This window comes from Anaerosporobacter sp., from assembly GCF_965301125.1.
The window spans coordinates 1-2,751 of the sequence record NZ_CBDLAM010000316.1; the positions used below are offsets into that span (position 1 = coordinate 1).

Sequence of the window (2,751 nt, forward strand, 5' to 3'; positions counted from 1 at the left end):
GATATTAATAATTAGCTAATTTTTTAGTTAATAATCAATGATTATTTTTATGATGTTTATGAAAATATCATCTAACTACTAATAATAAAAAGGGGTAATACTATGGCTAAATCAGTGAAGTTGGCAGATATTGCAGCTATATTAAATGTAAGTACTGTTACAGTTTCGAAAGCTTTGTCGAATCAAAAGGGTGTTAGTGAAGAACTTCGTGATAAAATTAAGAAACTAGCAGATGAGATGGGATATCGTCAGCCATCTACGATTAAGAAAGATGCAGAAAATTTAAGTTATAATATTGGTGTTATTATCGGAGAGTTATTTCTAGATAAATATCAATCATTTTATTGGCAGATGTATCAGGCTGTTACCACAAGAGCTGTCATGAAAGGGTGTTTCACTTTATTAGAAGTAGTTAGTAAAGAGGATGAAAATGATTTAAATTTACCTAAGTTAATACAAGAGCAAAAAGTTGATGGCGTCATTGTAATTGGTAGAATGAATGATGAATATTTACAATGCCTAAATATGCGCGCAGGAATACCAATAATTTATCTTGATTTTTATGATGAGAAAGAAACATGTGATGCCATTATATCCAATAGTTATTTCGGATCTTATATGCTAACTAATTATTTGTTTGAGATGGGACATAAGAAAATTGGATATGTAGGATCGGTTTTAGCCACAGATAGTATTACTGATCGTTATTTTGGTTATGCTAAAGCACTTATGGAGCATGGGATACCAGTGAAGCAAGAATGGGTAATAAATGACCGTACATCTGATATAGCAAAGATTTATGTAGATCCAGAATCTATATTAATAGAAAATATGCCTACAGCATACGTTTGTAACTGCGATTTAACCGCTAGTTATGTTATTAAGATATTACAAGAAGCTGGATATCGAGTACCAGATGATATATCTGTTGTTGGTTTTGATAATTATCTGTATCCAGGTATGTGTAATGTGGGAATAACATCCTACGAGGTTGATTTTAAGGAAATGGCAAGACGTACCATTCATAATTTGATTAAGAAGATATCTAATACAAGTTATAAGCCAGGAGTAATTATTGTTCAAGGAAAGATAGTTTATAAAGATAGTGTTGCACCTATTTAATTATAGTGGTAAACACATTTGGAGATTGAAATGAACTACGTAGTGAATAAAGAAAATGCAATTGCTAACAGAGGAAATTGTAGTAGAATAAAGAAAGTATTAAGAAAAGCAGCGAGGCAAGAAGTAGTAACCATAGGATTTATTGGCGGTTCTATAACACAAGGAAGTTTATCTTCTTCATCAACTACGTGTTATGCATACCGTGTATTTGAGTGGTGGAAAAATACATTCCCAGATACAGCATTTACATATATAAATGCTGGTATCGGTGGGACTACATCGCAGTTTGGTGCCTCTAGAGTAGAAGAAGATTTGCTAGTGAAAGACCCTGATTTTGTAATAGTTGAATTTTCTGTAAATGATGATAGTAATGAACATTTTAGGGAAACCTATGAAGGATTAATCAGGAAAATCTATTCTTATAAAACAAAACCAGCTGTGTTAATTGTACATAATGTTTACTATGATTCTGGTGCTAACGCACAGGTTCAACATGCTATGATTGCGCGACATTACAATATACCATCTGTTAGCATGCAGAGTTCTATTTATCCAGAAGTAGTTGCTGGACATATTAATAATCGTGATATAACTCCAGATGATTTGCATCCAAATGATGCAGGTCATGAATTGGTAGCTGCTGTTGTTACCTATTTTTTGGATAAGATTAATGAGGAGAGAGATATTGGAGAAGATGGTAATGAAACGTTACTGTCTCCAATAACGAAAAATGAATATGAGAATTCTATACGGTATCGCAATAATAATATCACATGGACAGGAACTGGTTTTGAAGTAGACCAATCAGTGCAAAGCCATATTACGGATTGTTTTAAGAATGGTTGGACAGCTGAACATGTTGGAGACTACATTGTGTTTGAAATTGAAGCTAGTTCAATTGCAGTTCAATATCGTAAATCAGTAAAACAACCAGCTCCAATTGCGAGGGTTGTTATTGATGGTGATGAAGAAAATAGTGTTTTACTTGATGCTAATTTTGAGGAAACATGGGGTGACAAACTAGAACTCACAACGGTATTAGAACATGGAGAATATAAGAAACATAGAGTGGAAGTTAGAGTAGTAGAAGTTAAGGAAACGAATATTGTACCGTTTTATCTTGTCTCAGTTATTGGGGGATCACGATAAAATTTAGCGGGCTGTTGCAAAATATTTTGCAACAGTCTTTTTTCGCCTATCTATATGAACATTCTACAAAATAATACATATTATGTACTGTAGCAAGTTTTTACTAAGGCTACTTTAATAAGTATAGGAGTGAATCTAATAATGGATAGAAAAAATGAAGATTACCATACAGATAATCAATGGAAATATAATGAAACAAGCAGAGATTCTTGTCATAGACATAGCAGTTCAGGAAATAGCTGTAGATGTAATCAATATTGCAAAGGAGAAACCGGAGCGCCAGGAGCAGATGGAGTAAATGGAGCAGATGGAGTAGATGGAATAGATGGAATAGATGGAGTAACAGGAGCAACCGGAGCAACTGGGGCAAGAGGAGCAGATGGAGCAACCGGAGCAACTGGAGCACGTGGGCAAAGAGGATGAGAAGGAGCAGACGGAAAAAAAGGAGCAAGAGGAGCGACGGGAGCGGCGGGAGCAGAG

3 protein-coding genes are annotated in these 2,751 nt (G+C 34.6%); all 3 read left to right on the plus strand.

All coding sequences use genetic code 11. The features are described from left to right. Positions 1-102: 102 nt before the first annotated feature. Positions 103-1,122, plus strand: coding sequence for a LacI family DNA-binding transcriptional regulator (locus ACW2QF_RS19255; RefSeq protein WP_455717637.1), 1,020 nt, complete (start codon positions 103-105; stop codon positions 1,120-1,122). Between the two features lie 30 nt (positions 1,123-1,152). Further along, positions 1,153-2,271, plus strand: a complete 1,119-nt coding sequence (locus ACW2QF_RS19260) for an SGNH/GDSL hydrolase family protein (protein ID WP_455717638.1) — start codon at positions 1,153-1,155, stop codon at positions 2,269-2,271. 141 nt (positions 2,272-2,412) lie between these two features. Next, positions 2,413-2,694: a hypothetical protein gene (locus tag ACW2QF_RS19265; RefSeq protein ID WP_455717639.1), complete on the plus strand. Its 282-nt coding sequence runs from the start codon at positions 2,413-2,415 to the stop codon at positions 2,692-2,694. The last annotated feature ends 57 nt before the right edge of the window (positions 2,695-2,751 follow it).